Raw genomic sequence first — 16,122 nt, forward strand, 5'->3', positions numbered from 1 at the left:
TCTCCCGGGGGAGATTGAGTTTCTTACACTTATCTACAGGCCATATTCTTGGGAGTTTCCATAAACTCCTGGCAGTAGGCCAAGCTACAGTAGAAGCCTGCATACTGTAAACTCAGGAAAAAGGGTTAGGTTTTACAACCTAACTGCCCGGAATCGGAATTAATACTTCTGCGGTTTGAGGTGCTGAGGAAGAGAAATAACTTCCTTCATTGCATTTCCGTTGCGGACTTGAAGAATGTACGAACGGCCACGCTGCCCGATTACCTTTCCGGTAGAGCCCTGGAACTTAGGATTGGGCATACCTTTCTGAACGCTTGGGTCGATGTCGATATGGACCATCTGCCCTTCTTCGAATTCCTGAATTGCCTTGCTTACAGGGGAAATTCCTCTTTCACGAACTGTCTTCTGTAATTTGTACCTTGTGCAGCGTTTTTCGCCGTGGGAGTTTGTCATCGCATGTTCCTCCTTAGAATGCTCGATTAATTTCTCAATAGTATATACAGTTTTTCTCTAGATAAGATGGATATTATTTAAATAAATGTTCAGTCAGGCAATACTCTCCTGACCTGCGCATTAAATAAACCTGATTCAGATTGAATTTAAATATCGACGTTGACCACATCAAGATCTTCCACAAGCGCAGGGATACCTAAAAGCCCGCTCAGGTTCGGGTTTGTCCTGCCCTCATCTCCGGAAATAAGCTCTTTTACATACAGTCCGCCTTCGCAGTTTACTGTTATGTAAGCATAGCCCTCGGATGTCAGTTCCTCAAGCCTGATGCTGTGCACGCGCCTTTTCCTGATAAGATCAGCCCGCCTGTGAACCACACGCTTTGGAGTCTGCTGTGAAATCTCTGCGCCACTCAAAGCCTCAAGGCTGGATTTAAGCTTTTCCTCTGAAACAGGCTCTTTAAATGTAACTTTAAGCTTATAAGTTTTATCCGCCTTTGAGCTTTTCAGGGTCTCAATCATATCTTTTCCAGTGAAAGCAAGCTCGCTTACCTCAACTTTTCCGGCAGCTTTTTCGTTGATGTCTCTCATGAGGGCTTCAAGATCTACGCTGCGTTTTTTAGGGGATTTTGCTTCCACTATAAAAGGCCTTCCACTTCCAAGCATCAGGGCATCGATATCTTCTCTACCAGAACCGTGAAAAGCCGTATCTGTTGCCTGGAAAGCTTCGATTACAGGCCCTTTTATAAGCTCGTCTACGGATTCCTGGTACTGTTTCCCTGTAAAACCGCATCTTTCGCATCCCTTTCCCTTGCATTTCCTGCACGGCCAGCGAGTCTGGGGGATTCCCCTGACCAGCTTACGATAGCGCCCCAGAATATATGCCGAGCGGACCTGGAGTTCAAGTTCGTTTCTTGCAAGATCAAGGGTAATTGTGATGTCAGGATTCTCAAAATCCACATCTTTCTGGAATTTCTCAGCTATTCTTTTACCCACTTCCCTATTAAGTTCGGTCTTAATCTGTTCGGCGTACGCAGTTCCTATCTCAGCCCAGAGTATCTCTTCGTTTTCACTCAGAAGCCCACTAACCTTTGTGCCCACGAGGAATGTTGAGTATTCAAGGCCTTCAAGGGCTTTTGCAGCTTTATCAGCCCATTCATCCAGTTTCTTGAACTGGTCAAGGCAAACCCAGCACTGTTCATCTTCACCCCTGATTCCGAGTGTCTTTCTTGCAAACGCACTGCAAGGTGCAAGCTCCTTAAGAAGAGAATCGTCATTTTCAGTTTTGTTGATTCGGTCTCCTTCCAGGGCAAGGGCTAGTTTCAGGGCCTGCCCACGTTCTCTGTTGCTCAGGCCGGTGGACAGTTTTGCAAACTGGCGGCCCAGGCAGTTGTCACATACAGGGCCTTCGTGCAGAATCTTTTTTGAGATTTCAAGTACATCCATTTTCTTTCACTTTCTTCAAGCTCTTTGTTCGGAAATAGACCTGAGTGAATAATCAGGAAATGAGGGACAAATACTGGGTAAGAGCAACTGTCTTAAAGACGATATGTTACTGCCAGTCCCTGAAAAGGCAAAACTTAGGAAACACGGATTTCCGGAAAAAGTATTCGGAAAGATGCCTCCAGATAGGTCTCTATTCTGATACAGGAAGGTGGAATATAATTTTTGCGTTAGAATAAATTCAGGGACTTCAACTTAATTCTCAATCCAGCGTTCGATTTCTCCGGGCGACTCCCCTCTTTGCGCTTCAGCTCTATCCAGCTCATTATGCACAAGGGTTATGCAGTGGTTGGAGTGAAGGGAAAGAGGCCCCACCGAGATAATTTTCGCCCCTGCCTTAAGAAGTTGCTCTTCCTCTTCTTCTGTAACCCCTACATGGTCTCCCAGGAAGAAGACAGGGTCTCGGATCTCATTTGCAATTGCTCTGATATCCTCGCCGTCCTCTCTCAGGTAGAACAGGGTGCGCCCCTCAAACTTCGAGAGCAGGAAACTAAGGTCTCCCCTGCGAATCCAGATGCCTGGAGTGGAACGAATATCTTGCTCGGTTGCATCCTTTTTAAGGGCTTTCTGGATAAGAGAACCGCTGCTTCGCTCGTCTGGATTGAGATATCTCAGGTGAAGCCCTTCAAACCTGATGATTTTTCCAGGGTCAGGTTCTCCAAGAAGCAGCAAGTGCACATTTACATCCCTGCGCATTCCGAAAGAGAGAAAAAGGGCAGAACTCACGCAGCGGCAAAGGATATCCATTCTTCCTGCGGAACCAGGAAGATCGTTTAAAGAAAAATCGCCGTCTGTCTTTGCTTTATGCCCTATAATAACGATATCGCGCATGGGCACTATATTTACATAAGAAATATAAAAGATGTACGCAAACCTCATTAGGAAAAAGTTTTATCAAAATTTTTTAGAAAAAAGGTTTATCAAAAAGGCAGCCTTAGGATCTTTTGAATAATTGTGAATAATAGGACCCTTACTAATAATTACGAATAACAGGACCGGATAAGGATGAAGATACTGGCTATTTCTGATCCCCACGGGGATTATTCGAAGATAAGGAAAATGATGGAAAAGGCAGGAGATTTCGACCTGGTGGTTATTGTCGGAGATATTACTCATTTCGGACCCGATGAGAAGGTCGAAGAACTGATGGAACTCTTTGATAAGCCCGTACTGGCAATTCCTGGAAATTGTGATCAGAGAAGTATTTTGAAAACTCTTGACGCCTCAAAGGCTACGAATCTGCACGGGAAGATCGAGCAAATAGGAAATATTAGTTTTATAGGGCTTGGCGGATCAAATCCCACTCCTTTCAACACTCCATTTGAGCTTTCAGAAGAGGAAATTGAGAAAGCCCTTGAAGGAATGGTCTGCTCTGCCGAAAATACAGGCGAATGTGGAACAATAGTACTTCTTACTCATGCTCCCCCCCACGGCGCACGAGATGAACTTCCTTTCGGGCACGTGGGCAGTAAGGCTATCCAGAAATTCGTTGACAGGGTGGACCTGATAGTCTGCGGGCATATCCATGAGGCAAAAGGTCTGGAGAAGGTGGGAAAAACCGTAGTGCTAAACCCTGGCGAAGCTTCCAAAGGTTCCTGCGCCCTTGTTCATCTCGATGAACCAGAAGGCAAACCCATAGAGGTCGAATTTGTAGAGGTATAAGATATCCCGATTTAATAATGTGAAACGTCAATATACTATCAGCTTCACCCAGGCTTGGCAAGTTTTCCCGGGTATTGATATTAGGGAATAAACTATGGAGTTTCCCAGGTTAATAGTCGCCTGAAAAGATTTTTCTCAGGTTTATGAACACCTTAGGAAATCTCACACAGGCTTTTCAACATACACTCAACCTTTTTCTTTTTTCAGGGGCTAAATTCATTACCAGGGACATCCATACTATATAATTATATTTTTGTTTTAGCTCGCTAATCAACTTCATTTGCAGAATCAATATTAACTTTATTATTCATCTGACTACTCGCGATCATTCGTCTATCACACAATCATTTGCTTTATTACTCTCATTTATTTACCTGCATATTTTACTGGCATAATAACCAGGCACAGGCATGATAAAAATCACTAAGAGAAATGTGAATAATAGGATTGTGTGACCGATGACGGAGCAGATAGACAGATAGAATTTAAATAAGTTAAATTGAGATTTTAAATAAGGATTTTAAATACCCTAAATATGAATCTCAATTATGGTTTCCTTAAAACCTAATTCTAAGCTTTATAGATCGAAAAATCATAGAGGTTGAACTACGGGCATTATTGAAGATTTCGGTTTCGATCCGGTTTTTATGGATTTCATGAAAAAGCTTGCCATATCCTTTCTGATTGGAATAATGGTGGGTATAGAAAGGGAGCATAGAGCAATTGAGCATGAAATCTTTGCCGGTGTGAGAACCTACAGCATAACCTGCATAACAGGCATGTTAACTGCTTACGTAAGTGAAGCAACAGGACAGGGTTTTGTTTACGTAGCTGCGCTTTTCATCGGGGCAGTCTGTTCCATAGTCACCTATTCCAAGATTTTTCTCTTCAAACGGATAGGAGTTACCAGCCCTATCAGTCTCTTCTTTATTTTCGTAGTTGGTGTACTTGTAGGCTATGACTACGGCATGTTTGCTATAGTCTCTTCAATAGTTGTAGCTATTCTTCTGATCCAGAAGAAACTTCTTCACCAGTTTGTAGGAAGCCTGACAAAAGAGGAGCTTTACAATGCCATACAGTTCCTGGCTGTGGCATTCATACTTTATCCGGTAGTGCCGGATAGAGAGTTCTTCGGAGTTATAAACTTCAGGTCTGCAATCCTTATTGTAATTCTTGTCTCACTTATCAGTTTTTTAAGCTATGTACTCCTGAGAAAGTTCGGTACAACGCGTGGAATCTGTTATTCAGGCTTTGTAGGCGGCTTTGTAAACAGTGAAGCCACAACAGCCGCACTTGCTGGTCTCTCTAAACAAACAGAGGAAATGGCTGATCCTGTGCTTACAGGGATCCTGCTCTGCAATATTTCCATGCTCATCAGGAATCTCGTACTAGCTCTGATAGTTGACCCAACTGGTCAGACAACCCGGTTTATGTTCCCTCCCCAGGCGGTAATTATTCTCTTTTCCATAGGAATGGCCCTCAAGTACAATAAGGCATTCTGCCCGATAGGAGGGGAAGAATTTAAAATCGAATCTCCTTTCTCACTTGGTCAGGCGTTTAAATTCGGGGTTGCTTTTACGCTCATTCTTATAATAGGGAGCTTTGCTCATAGAATTGCAGGGACTGCTGGAATTTACTTCACTGCTCTCGGCGCCCTTATTAGCAGTTCGGGAGTGATAGTCTCGGTAACTTTACTGGCTGTAAGCGGGAGTATCTCATATGAGACCGCAGCGAGCACTGCAGTGCTTGCAAGCCTGGTCAGTACAGTTAACAAAATCCTGATCTCGAAAATTTCTGGTTCTCCCAGCCTTTTTTCCCTTGCGAAAAATACTTTTGGGATAATTACAGCTGTCGGGACCCTTGCTTTACTTTTATTGAGCAGTATATAAATAAAACTCTGAAGTGTATTTGTTTTCAGTAAAGGCATTTTATGATCTTAGAATAGATACTCCAGATCTCTTGTGACGTCTACACTTGATAAGCAGTGAATGCGATCCTCACAATTACTGCCCATTAGTGAATATCTTTATATGCGAGCAGTAGATTATAATTATTTAATAAGTAAGCTAAAACTGTGGGGTGGAAGCAAGCCTCAAGAGTTTTTGAAAGGAATACTTACTCAAGGTAGTAAGAACAATTCAAAAAGAGTGAAAAGTATATTTATATGTACGGGTAATCTTGAAAAAGAAAAATCAGATTTGAAATGCCTTTAAAGAAAGGCTGCAATACTATAAAATACCGGGTCTTATAAAGACTAAAAAAGCTAAAAATCTGGATAGTCAAGTATCAAATCAAACATTAGCTTAATAATTGCATGGAACTTCGAGCTGAGGTATTGATTTCGGAAATTTCATAACCGCAAGCGGTGGGGAATAAAATGAAAATAAAAATAATTGTGCTACTTCTTATATTTGGCGTCGTTTTACTTTCAGGATGCGCAGAGGATGAGCAGCCCTCGCCAGATGAAAACGATACTCCTGTAGAAACTGAAACACCGGAGGAAAATGTAACTGCTGTAGAAACTGAAACACCGGAAGAAAATGTAACTGCTGTGGAAACTGAAACACCGGAAGAAAATGTAACTGCTGTGGAAACTGAAACACCGGAAGAAAGCGAAACCGAGAAAACAGGCGGGGTCATAACTCCTGGGACAAAACCGACTACGTATACCATAAGACTGGACAATAATAGGGCAAGCCGATCAAATCTTGAGATTAAGCAAGGAGATACCATTGCCTGGTTAAACTGGGAGGATAGCCCGAGAAGGACTTTTACACTGGTGAGTGAAGAAAATCTCTTTGATAACACAAATCTTGCGTACAAGCGTCCTTTTGCCTATACCTTTAATGAGACCGGAGAATACCACTTCAGTGTTGTCGGCCAGCCCAGAATGAATGTTACTGTCAGCGTGGTTGAACCCTAAAAACGGCTCTGTAGAAAACCTGTGGAATAACAAATCTACATTAATTTGAACTGAACCTTATGATCTATATTTTCCATAGTTAGTTTCAGCCCCATAATGCTTATTTAGATAGGTTTTCTACAGAGCCCTAAAAACAGCTATTTATAACTAAAAATAGTTTTTTTAAAAATAATAGAAAGCTCAGGAAAGCTGTATTAATGGAGTGCTCGAATAGTTTCGTTGTCTCGAATAGAATGGAAGGCAATGATTAAAATTTTACAGGGAAAGCCGGGAGATCTCCTGACAAATCTATTTTTAATACTTTTTAAAGCAGGATTTCCTGAGCACACATAAGCTATTATTTGCATCCTCCAAAATACTTATTGGTTTTTGTTTTCACGGCTCCGGCATATAGGGATTTTACCTGACAGCTAGACTACGGAATTCTTAATACGCCTTACCTTTTCCGCAGTATCGCAGGATAAATACACAGGTGAATCTGAAGCCCAGTACATTGTCAAAAGAACTGGAAGATTTTCTGGATATCAGGTTGGGGTTGAAAACTGAGACCTTTAATGCTGTAGTTTCTTTTCTAAGCAATATACAAAGTAACACTAAGCTCACTTCAGTATTATGTCATCCATATCAGTACTTATCACTCAGAATCCGTGCCCATGCTTCAAGAATAACTCCGGTTTAAAGAACTGTTATAAGAAAGCATTATTATTTATAAATGGCTTATATTAAGTTGGGAATACAAAGGTAGATTACTAATAAGGGGGAGGCGATTGGGAACAAACAAAATAATTTTACTCTTAATAGTTCTGTCAGTAGTAATCTCAGGCTGCCTGAGTTCGGAAGATGAGGAGAATGAAGAAGAAGATCTGGAGGCAGGCGGCAGTTCAGGAGGCTCACAAAGACCGAGACAAATGACAACACCCTTAGGAACACAGGAAGAGATGTGGACAGCGGAAGAGACGGAAACTGAAGGGGAAACGTGGATAGCGGAAGAGACGGAAACTGAAGGCGAAATGTGGACAGAGGAAGAAATAGGAACCCCAGTGGAGACGGTAGCACAGGAAGAGCTTGAGACACAGACAGAAACAGAAACTCAGGAAGAACTGGGAACACCACAAGAGACAGCAATTCCGGGAGCCGGGGAAGAAGCTGAGGCAGGGCAAACGGAAGAAGGAAGACAGGCTGGAGATATACAGTCAGGCGGAGCAGTCCCAACAACACATCCTGTAAGGCTTAAGGACTATCTTATGATTCCCCCAAGACTGGAAATCAATACTGGAGAAACGGTTATATGGAGAAATTACCAGGAATCCAGTGTGCTTTTCCTTACCAGCAGGGAATATCTTTTTGAGGATCAAAGGCTTGTATACGGAGATACCTTTGAGTATACATTCGATGAACCGGGCAGCTATAATTTCAGTGTAAAAGGCTATCCCAAAATGCAGATGACCATTACTGTAAAATAATATCCCAAAGTATAGCAGTCTCAAATGATGTATAAAACTATAGTTGAAGGCACAACAAAGGTTTTAGTTCCGGTACCGCCTCAGGATGCAGCCTTCCCTCCATCGGCAGCTCCGGTTTTTTATAATCCGGAGATGGAGCTTAACCGCGATATTAATGTTGCAGCTACAGCTGCATTTGTGAAAAGGCTTCTCTCGGGAAAGAAGCTCCTCAGGGAAGAAATCCGTTATGTGGACGCTTTTTCGGCGTCAGGTATAAGGGGACTCAGGATTGCAGGTGAAGTAGGTATCCATGCTACCATGAATGACTGGAATTCAGACGCGTTTGAAATGATAAAAGAAAATATCAAAATTAACGGGCTTGAGGAAAAAACCCTGGCTACCCACAAGAGTGCAAATGTATTGCTTCACGAGCAAAAGTTCCATATCGTGGATATTGATCCATTCGGCACTCCTTCACCTTTCCTGGATGCGGCGTCGGCCTCGGTCAGAAATATGCTGTCAGTTACGGCAACGGACACAGCCCCGTTATGCGGAGCCCACCTGAAAGCCGGGATAAGAAAATATGCGGCCGTACCTCTTAACACGGAATACCACAGTGAGATGGGACTTCGAGTTCTCCTGGGAGCCTGTGCCAGAGAGCTTGCAAAGCACGAAAAAGGAATGTTACCCCTGATTTCCCATGTGACACGTCACTATGTTCGCACTTATCTCAAAGTTCTTCCCGGAGCAAAACAGACTGATAAAACTCTAAAGTCAATGGGTTTCAGCATTCACTGTCCGACATGTGGGTTTCGAGGGCCAGTGTATGGACTTGCAGTACATATCAAGAATGATTGCCCTGTTTGTGGGTCTTTCACACAGATTGCAGGCCCTTTGTGGCTTGGGCCTTTCAGGGAACAGGCATTTTGTGATGAAGTTATCTCCGAACTTGAAGTGCATCCTCTAAACACAAAGGATAAAGCGAAAAAGTTAATTACCTTCAGCAGGGACGAACTCGATATCCCGATGTTCTATGACCAGCATGTAATCTGTAAAGAACTCGGAGTTTCCGCAACTGGAATAGAAATCCTCATAGAAGCCCTTAAGGCTCACGGATTTGAAGCGTCAAGGACCCATTTCAGCGGAACCTCGTTCCGAACCGATGCGCCTATAACGGAAATAAAAGAGATAATCAGGGCGCTTTCTGAATGAATTTTCAGGCAAAAGTTCAGAGGCAAATGAAAATCGGAAACTCTCCCAGTATTGTATATAAATCACTGAAGAATACTTAAAACCTTTGATTGAGGTCCAGAAGTAATCCGCTAGAAAATTCCAATGTGATATTATGTCCGATGAAAATGCAGAAAAGTTATTTTTGCAGGAAAAGCCCACCCGTGCGCTGCTATTTATTGGCTCGATGGGAAAGACTTACGCATCTGTTATTTCTAAAGAGATAGATTCCACCTTTGCCCATACCACAAGAATCCTCGCGAAAATGGAACAGTGCGGACTTATAAGATTCACATTCGAGGGGCGGATAAAGTTTGTCGAACTTACGGAGTACGGGAGAGAAGTCGAAGCTGCCCTCAAAGAGTTCAGGGATATTATCGCAGAGAAACCTCCGGAAAATCAGGAAGAAAAGTCCCGGGTAACAGGGGTCGAAAGGGAGGAATTTGAAGCCGAGGAAGAAGAGAAAGAGCCTGAACAGGCAGAAGAACTTGATCCTCTGAGTGCAGAGATTCTTGAAAAGGTGAAAAAACTCCGGAGTAAAATAGAGAGCATTCACAGGGAAGCAGTGGAACAGGGAGATAGCAGGGATACGATTTCCCGGAAACTTGGCCCTTACAGTCGGGATATAAAGAAACTCCAGAACCAGATTGAAAGAGCAGAAAGCCCAATTAACGAAACTGTGACCTCAGCCCTGGATGAAAGTGAGGAACTTCTGGAAATGTATCTCAGGAGCTGAGGGGATGTCCCCCTCCCGGCAAAAAAGTAGAGAATAGGTAGGAAGAATATGATAAAAGTTGTAACCCTCCAGCATATTTATGGGAAAAACCGGGAAAGGATGGCTGAACTTCTAAAAACCCTGGTTGAGAATGAATTGAAGGATCTTGAAGTAAAAGTTGAGATATCTATCACCCCTGAAAACTGGGCTGAGTTTACTCTTGAAGGCGAGGATGAGGAAGTGTCTGCAAATTTGCTGACCTCCAGATATGGGACGCCTGCACAAAAAGCTGAACCCGGAAAGGTATACATGGGCTTTCTCCAGGCTTTTTTAGAGGACGCTTTTCTGGTCAATATTGGTATACCTGTCAGGGTTGAAGCCGGGGAACTGAAAGCTCTTGGCAGTGGAAAGCCAAAGCAGCTTGCCTCAAGGTTCGGCCTTATACCTCATTTGCCGGTTGAAGTCGAGGTTATTGAGGCAAACAGGGATTTAAAAGCTCGTCTCACTAAAAAGCAGCTTGATCTCTGGTGGAGCTGGAAAAAAGCATCTACTGATAGGGTAACTGTTAACGGAGCAACACGATCGGAAATCAAAAGTGCAATTAAAAAAACAGGCCACGGGAGGGATATTTACGAAATCGAGCGCCTGGGGCTGCTGGAACATGCAATCGTGTGCCGGGAAAAGACCGATGGCCCAGGTATAGTTGCAGCAATAGGGCCTCACCTGAAATCCGAAATGGGAGTTGTAATTGGAGAGGCGCGCTGACAAGACTGCCCTTAAAAGAAAGCAGGACGAAACCCAAAAAAAGAGCTGGCCTGGGAAAATTTTGTAAGCCAGTAAATTCTGAGAACGAGATATGGCTTAAAACCCAGGATACTAATAATAATTGGTATGTAAAACAGCGAATGTGATAAAGGAATTCATATTGTTATCTTGAAGAGGCAGTGTTCATGCCCTGTCCCATAACACTCAGTCTCGGTAACTCCATAATCCCTTTCAAGCTTTCCTTTAAGGATCCCCTCAATAATGCCTTCTATTAAGGAGCAGAATGGTTTCCCAATGACAGGCATTGAACTGGCTTTGAAACTGTCTTCAATCTGAAGAGCAGTGGGATCAGCGAGTACAGTAACTCGGCACTTTCCGTGGAATTCCAGAAAACCCGCAATCTCTTTCAGGAGTTCATCTGGGGTTCCGGATTTGAAAATTGAGGAGATAGACATTCCAAGATCGCTTCCTATCGTTTTTACAACTGGGGCATTGTCAATACCATATGCTTCAAAACCAAAGCAAAGCGCATGAAACAGGATTTCTGCAAAGCAGAACCTATCATATCCATTTGCAGGAGCCTTTTCCAATAGTTTCCTGTAGTGCTCGATAAATGGTTCCTGAGAGCAACCCATGTAGCGGGATGTGAGGGAATAGATTTTGCGGCGGCGGTCTTTTGGATTAAAGCTTTCTTCCACAAGCTCACACGACCTGAGATTGTTGAGATGTACGGAAATGGTTGACTTGGCTTTTGCTGTATATTTTACGATTTCATCGAACGACCTGGGTTCTTCCCTGAGCAGGTTGAGAATCTGGAGTTTTACAGGGCTGTCTATTGCTATCAGTCCTTTTTCATTATAAAAAAATTCTGTTCTACTCTCAGGTTTTGCCATAATATCTTTAGATAAGTTGCGCTTAGATTATATAAACCGTTCGCACAACCACGAATAATATCATATTATATATAATTACCAAATTATAAATCTCCGTTTAAAAGAGTATACTTAGAAAGAGATAACCTTGATTTAAGAAGGGAGACCTGGTTCGGGAAGAGAAATTTATAGGTAGAGATACAGATATGCTAATAATATAATTCCAGCGAAAACAAATAGACCGCAAATATACTGAAGCTTTCTGATAAAGTTTGTGAAAAAACTATAATGGAAATATTAAAAAAAGACAAAAACTCAGATCGTTCGGCTTTGGAATTTTTAAAAAGCAAAGGGGAAAATATATGGGATTATTATCGAGAATGGAGACAGTGCTTAAATCAAAGATGAGTAAGGTGCTCAACAAAATGGAAGACCCGCGGGAAACGCTGGATTATTCCTATGAGAGGCAGCTGGAATTGCTCCAGAATGTGAAAAAGGGTATTGCGGAAGTTGCAACCTCAAAGAAGCGCCTCCAGCTCCAGCGTGCAAAGCTGGTTCAGAACACGGACAAACTGGAAGGTCAGGCAAGAGATGCCATTGCATCTGGCAGGGAGGATCTTGCAAGGCTCGCTCTTGAAAGAAAGGCTGCCCTCCAGCAGCAGGTTGAAGAGATTGACCGGGAAATTGCAGAGCTTGACAAGCAGCAGGAGAAGCTGGTAGAATCAGAAAAGCGCCTCTCAACGAAAGTGGAGATCTTCAGGACTCGAAAAGAGTCGATTAAAGCCCAGTATTCGGCAGCTGAAGCCCAGGTGAAAATCAATGAGTCTGTCACAGGGATAAGCGAGGAGATGGCAGATGTGGGTCTTGCACTCGAAAGGGCCGAAAATAAGACTGAAGAGATGAAGGCACGAGCTGAAGCAATCGACGAGCTTATGGAAGCAGGCACACTTGAAGACCTTACAGGCGGCAGGGACGAAATAGATCGGGAACTTGCAAAAATCAGTACCAAAACCAGTGTAGAATCCGAACTTGCCAGACTCAAGGCTGAAGCCGGAAAAGAGACTGAAAAATTCAAAACCGGGAAAGAAGGCAAGTAAGGAAAAGCAGGGGAGAAGAAATAAGGAAGGAAATGTAAGGAGGTCTGAGAATTGATAATCAGGATTATGGGTGAAGGCCAGTACAGGGCACCGGAGGCTCTTTGTAACGAGTTGAATCAGATCGATAACAGGATCGTGGACTTGGTTGAGGAAGGAAAAGCCGAGGAATTCCAAAAAGAACTTGCTAAGTTGATTTCCGAGATAAAGAAAAATGGGGAGCCGGTTGAAGCGGAGGAGATAACAGAATCCGATATCATCGTGCCGCCAGCGGACCTGAGCCTTGAGGAAGCAAAAGACATATTTAAAGGTTCTGGAATCTTTAAGGATTAAAGTTACAGTTTTAAAGATTTTTCCGGCACTGGAGATCAGAGTTAATCGGGTTAGCAGGTCTTCAGGGCCTGTATTTATCGAATAATCATCACCGGTACCTTTGAGTGCCTGACAACGTTCTCCGCCACGCTACCGATCAGGAATTTTTTGATGCCTGTCAGACCATGCGTGCCCATTACTATAAGGTCAATACTGTTTTCACTGGCATATTCAAGGATTTTATCCGCTGGAATGCCTTTCATATATACAGGCTTAACTTTAACCCCGGCTTTTTCTCCCAGCTTTTCCACGTTTTCAACCGCAACTCCTCCCTTATCTGCAAGATACTCCTCAAAGGCTTCGCTCCAGCCCATAACCGTTCGCGTGGTTACTGCATGCTTAGTAGAGATTACATACAGGGCATGCACTTCAGCACCTGTTGTCTTTGCGACGTTTATTCCATATGAAGCAGCTCTTTCTGCATTCTCCGAACCGTCGATTGCGACCAGAATTCTTTTGAAGAGATTTCCTTCCATTCTATCCACCCCCCTCTATAGTAGAGATAAAACAAATCCTTTTTAGGCTCACTATTTTCTTATTTTGTAATATCTATAAGTGTTTTTCTTTATTAAAACTCATTCCATTCTTTATTCTATAATTAAAAATATGAGTATCAATATTATAAACCTCATCCTGGAAGTTAAGTACTGAATTATAGTGGAAGCTGTTCCTTTTAGGCAGACTTATGCTTTTTTCTATATTGCATTAACATCTGCATCAAACGTTTCCGTTTGATATAAATGGTTTATTATATACAGAATTAAAAATAAGCTCCCGAAAATTCATAACTCAAAGAAAGGTTTTAAAAATCGATTTAAGTATAGCATGTTAGTGTATACTCTACTAGCGTATTACACACATTTAAATAACGGATACCAAAACCAGCAGTCTCAACAATTTAAATAACGAATAGCGAAACCAGCGTCTCTACATCTACTGATACCGGTTAAGATTAATAAGCCAGAGAAAAAAACTAGAGAACTGGCTTCCTTCACTCCATGGAAGAGAGGGGTTTTAAATTTTTTCCCCGCCCCTCTTCATCCTGTTTTCCTATCCTGCTTTCCTGGATAGCAACTCTTTCTTTACGGCCTTTTCATTCTTTTTCATTTAGTCTTTTGTCCTGATGCGTGATAATTTCTGGCAAGTTCACACATCTGTTCCGCAACCTCGACAGGGTCTTTCCCCACGAGAATACTTACCGGCTCTTTTCCAACCGCACCGGTCACGTAAAAAATTCTGGGCATTTTCCCCCCTGCAGCCCTAATAGCTTCCTCGACCATCCAGGAGATAGCTTCTCCCTCCTCATCCTTCAGATTCTCAGGTTCTTGACTTCGGTCCACAACAGAGAAATCCCATCTTTTCTCTTTACAATAAGTTTTCAGAAAGTCGGCAATCTCGGAACTATTTGCAAAATCTATAATAGACCTTATCTCAGGATCTTTTTTCCGGATTTCCAGAAGGACACGTGCCATATACCCGGAAGCTCCAAATTTGATTTTTCCGATAGCTGCCGGAAATCCGTCAACTACGGAGATCCTTCCGTCTACTGCAAGCACATCTTCAGGACTTGTCGCTTCTCTTGATGCATATACAAAATTCGTACGAACCTCAGGAATCAAAGCTGAGAATTCCGCACACTCTTCAATCTGCTCAAGCCCAAGATATAAACGCCCAATCATGTCTGCCTTTTCATTGAGATCCATAACATCACGGCTCCCCATTCAGTTTATCTTATGATATCTCTTCCGCATCTGTAACTTCTGTTATCTGTCTGTTTGTCAAATGTTTTAAAAGAAGTAGCTTGCCGGCCCTTATGAATTAATTCTATCCGACGTGCCTGTAAGCGTAAGAGCTTATTCACTACCAGTATCATTTGTCTCTAACCGGTAGAAATGATACTCATATGGTTCCCAAGTATCGTTGATGGTTCCGTCTGTGACAGTTATGGTTCTGTTTTCCCATAAGACTTCATATGTTCCATCTGGCACGCCGGTAATTGTTGCATTATTTGGTGTACAGTCTGCCTCGGTAAAGTCAAGCATGCTTGACGAAGCTATTAGTTTTCTACCCTCGGAATCAGTAAACATATAGGCAGTAACTGCATCGATTGTGCCACCAGGATCTGAAGTTATACTCTCCCTGCCACTGGTTACGTTTGTTGTCAGAAGTGTCCTGTTACCATTCATAATCCAGGGCCAGATCTGTTCATATTTCGGTTTAAAGTCAGCCCACCCTTCATAGTTTGGAGTACCGGCTGCATACTTATAAGCATATGAGAAGACCCCCTGCGCTCCGCCTAAGATTCCCATGACAATCTGACTCTCGTGACGGTCAGCTACTTTTTGCTCAGTATCCAGATCCGGATCTGAAGGATTCACTTCAATAGCCTGACCAAAAGCTTCGGTTGTTACGTATACAGTCCTTCCTGCATTCTTCCAGTCAGGAGCATTGGCAATAAGATTCCCGTATACCCAGGCGTGAGGGCGTTCAGGATGGAATTTCGTGTAAGTTGTGAAATAACAGACATCCAGCCCCGGAATGAATTCTTCGTCATCAGGCCCGGTCTGCATATCACCTAAATAATCACCAGCAACAACATTTGGGAAGTACTGTTTCATAGCTGTACGCATGGTGATAAGTGTAGAAGGATCATCTTCCTCGTCAGGAAGATAAACGCCATAGAAATCATTATCAGTAACCCCCATGTCCCTGACGCCTCTCCAGAAGCTTTCAGACTCCATCTGTGGACCGCTGGTAGCTACCAGATATCTCGAAATACCGAGCTGTTTGCCTCTATTAATATTATCAACAAACTGCCGTGGAGTTATAGAAGTCCTCCATCCTAAATGAACAAGCGTAGCATCCTCGGTTAAAAATTGAGTCCCTGTCTCCCATCCCATCATTCCATATGGTGCAATTTTGCCACGCGGATATGGAAATTCACTGTTATTCGAGGAGTCATTTTCCGATGCATTTTGTCCGTTTGATGCCAGTGCAGCCGATGAGCCGAGAATTAAAACACAAACTAGGACTGCTGATGCCAAGAATAATAAGTATAAACTATCCTTAGTTTTCATCTGTTTCTATCCCCCTTT

16 protein-coding genes are annotated in these 16,122 nt (G+C 42.9%); 9 read left to right on the plus strand and 7 right to left on the minus strand.

Annotation, left to right across the window (positions count from 1 at the left end; all coding sequences use genetic code 11):
- Positions 1-159: 159 nt before the first annotated feature.
- The 3 genes from AOB57_RS13715 to trmY form a co-directional block, all read right to left on the minus strand.
- Positions 160-453 (minus strand): 50S ribosomal protein L21e, encoded by a 294-nt coding sequence (locus AOB57_RS13715; RefSeq protein WP_054298178.1) that lies wholly within the window; start codon positions 451-453, stop codon positions 160-162.
- Positions 454-599: 146 nt separating this feature from the next.
- The gene (locus AOB57_RS13720) at positions 600-1,895 is read right to left on the minus strand and encodes a tRNA pseudouridine(54/55) synthase Pus10 (RefSeq protein WP_054298179.1); all 1,296 of its coding nucleotides are present in this window, start codon (positions 1,893-1,895) and stop codon (positions 600-602) included.
- A 252-nt stretch (positions 1,896-2,147) separates the two neighbouring features.
- Positions 2,148-2,783 (minus strand): tRNA (pseudouridine(54)-N(1))-methyltransferase TrmY, encoded by a 636-nt coding sequence (trmY, locus tag AOB57_RS13725; RefSeq protein WP_054298242.1) that lies wholly within the window; start codon positions 2,781-2,783, stop codon positions 2,148-2,150.
- A 174-nt stretch (positions 2,784-2,957) separates the two neighbouring features.
- Between trmY and AOB57_RS13730 the strand changes: the two genes are divergently transcribed.
- From AOB57_RS13730 to AOB57_RS13760, 7 genes are all read left to right on the plus strand, one after another.
- Positions 2,958-3,614: a metallophosphoesterase gene (locus tag AOB57_RS13730; protein WP_054298180.1), complete on the plus strand. Its 657-nt coding sequence runs from the start codon at positions 2,958-2,960 to the stop codon at positions 3,612-3,614.
- A 647-nt stretch (positions 3,615-4,261) separates the two neighbouring features.
- Positions 4,262-5,503, plus strand: coding sequence for an MgtC/SapB family protein (locus AOB57_RS13735; protein WP_054298181.1), 1,242 nt, complete (start codon positions 4,262-4,264; stop codon positions 5,501-5,503).
- A gap of 488 nt (positions 5,504-5,991) precedes the next feature.
- The gene (locus AOB57_RS13740) at positions 5,992-6,537 is read left to right on the plus strand and encodes a cupredoxin domain-containing protein (RefSeq protein WP_054298183.1); all 546 of its coding nucleotides are present in this window, start codon (positions 5,992-5,994) and stop codon (positions 6,535-6,537) included.
- A gap of 767 nt (positions 6,538-7,304) precedes the next feature.
- The gene (locus tag AOB57_RS13745; protein ID WP_054298184.1) at positions 7,305-8,000 is read left to right on the plus strand and encodes a cupredoxin domain-containing protein; all 696 of its coding nucleotides are present in this window, start codon (positions 7,305-7,307) and stop codon (positions 7,998-8,000) included.
- A 24-nt stretch (positions 8,001-8,024) separates the two neighbouring features.
- Positions 8,025-9,191: a tRNA (guanine(10)-N(2))-dimethyltransferase gene (locus AOB57_RS13750; protein WP_054298185.1), complete on the plus strand. Its 1,167-nt coding sequence runs from the start codon at positions 8,025-8,027 to the stop codon at positions 9,189-9,191.
- Between the two features lie 133 nt (positions 9,192-9,324).
- Positions 9,325-9,945 carry a MarR family winged helix-turn-helix transcriptional regulator gene (locus AOB57_RS13755; RefSeq protein WP_054298186.1) on the plus strand — a complete coding sequence of 207 codons (621 nt, stop codon included), beginning with the start codon at positions 9,325-9,327 and terminating at the stop codon, positions 9,943-9,945.
- Between the two features lie 48 nt (positions 9,946-9,993).
- The gene (locus AOB57_RS13760) at positions 9,994-10,689 is read left to right on the plus strand and encodes a DUF2110 family protein (RefSeq protein ID WP_054298187.1); all 696 of its coding nucleotides are present in this window, start codon (positions 9,994-9,996) and stop codon (positions 10,687-10,689) included.
- A gap of 155 nt (positions 10,690-10,844) precedes the next feature.
- Here AOB57_RS13760 and AOB57_RS13765 read toward each other — a convergent pair whose 3' ends face one another.
- Entirely contained in the window at positions 10,845-11,582 is a 738-nt protein-coding gene (locus tag AOB57_RS13765; protein ID WP_054298188.1) for a V4R domain-containing protein, read from the minus strand.
- A gap of 341 nt (positions 11,583-11,923) precedes the next feature.
- Between AOB57_RS13765 and AOB57_RS13770 the strand changes: the two genes are divergently transcribed.
- A complete protein-coding gene (locus AOB57_RS13770) occupies positions 11,924-12,658 on the plus strand; it encodes a PspA/IM30 family protein (RefSeq protein ID WP_054298189.1) in 735 nt (244 codons plus the stop codon).
- 51 nt (positions 12,659-12,709) lie between these two features.
- Positions 12,710-12,988: a PspA-associated protein PspAA gene (pspAA, locus tag AOB57_RS13775; RefSeq protein WP_054298190.1), complete on the plus strand. Its 279-nt coding sequence runs from the start codon at positions 12,710-12,712 to the stop codon at positions 12,986-12,988.
- A gap of 74 nt (positions 12,989-13,062) precedes the next feature.
- Here the strand turns inward: pspAA and AOB57_RS13780 are convergent, their stop codons facing one another.
- From AOB57_RS13780 to AOB57_RS13790, 3 genes are all read right to left on the minus strand, one after another.
- The gene (locus AOB57_RS13780; protein ID WP_193726267.1) at positions 13,063-13,503 is read right to left on the minus strand and encodes a universal stress protein; all 441 of its coding nucleotides are present in this window, start codon (positions 13,501-13,503) and stop codon (positions 13,063-13,065) included.
- A gap of 627 nt (positions 13,504-14,130) precedes the next feature.
- Complete coding sequence (locus tag AOB57_RS13785; RefSeq protein WP_054298192.1) at positions 14,131-14,730, minus strand: thiamine-phosphate synthase family protein; 600 nt, start codon at positions 14,728-14,730, stop codon at positions 14,131-14,133.
- 150 nt (positions 14,731-14,880) lie between these two features.
- Entirely contained in the window at positions 14,881-16,071 is a 1,191-nt protein-coding gene (locus AOB57_RS13790; protein ID WP_226999533.1) for a hypothetical protein, read from the minus strand.
- Between the last annotated feature and the right edge of the window lie 51 nt (positions 16,072-16,122).

Origin of the sequence: Methanosarcina flavescens, assembly GCF_001304615.2 — an archaeon.
GTDB classification, from domain to species: Archaea; Halobacteriota; Methanosarcinia; order Methanosarcinales; family Methanosarcinaceae; genus Methanosarcina; species Methanosarcina flavescens.